Source organism: Salinimicrobium oceani, assembly GCF_012037645.1.
The window spans coordinates 1-484 of record NZ_JAAVJR010000498.1 but is presented as its reverse complement, the minus strand read 5'-3'; the positions used below and the strand labels follow the sequence as shown (position 1 = coordinate 484).

The window sequence follows — 484 nt, the reverse complement described above, 5'->3', positions numbered from 1 at the left end:
TACTACCATGAATCATCCTGATGCCTACTTCAGGTATTCGGGTTATACTTTTGCGCTTAGCTATTGCCTTAGCGAACTTTATCGCAGGGATCAAGCTTTGGCCGAAGAACTTTTAGAAGAGGTGAATTTCGGCATCAAGGAAAATTACAGGGAGGTGCGCGAATTTTGGGAGAGCCATGCCAATCCTTTAGAACCACTTTTTATGTTCACGTACAATTCTTTTCTGGTGGCTAATAATCAGCCCGAAGGTATGCGGAGTTACAGTTATGTGGTAGCGCTCCTGGTAAATTACCACAAAAGCAGGGGGAGAATGTAAGGCTTTGGTATTCTTGAATTTTTTTTAACTTACCTGCTTGAAATATTTTATCCAATCCTAAACTACTTTATGAAATTCAGATTTTTACTAGGCTTGCTGCTTTGTGCCGTGACCGGGGTGCAGTCGCAGTAGTATTTTCCTAAAAACGACGGCGTAAATGCCGGGGTG

1 protein-coding gene is annotated in these 484 nt (G+C 42.4%); it reads left to right on the top strand.

Annotated elements, in window-relative coordinates; genetic code table 11:
* On the top strand, positions 1 to 316 hold a 316-nt coding region (locus tag HC175_RS17915; RefSeq protein WP_168139620.1), incomplete at its 5' end, for a DUF3810 family protein.
* Positions 317 to 484 lie beyond the last annotated feature (168 nt).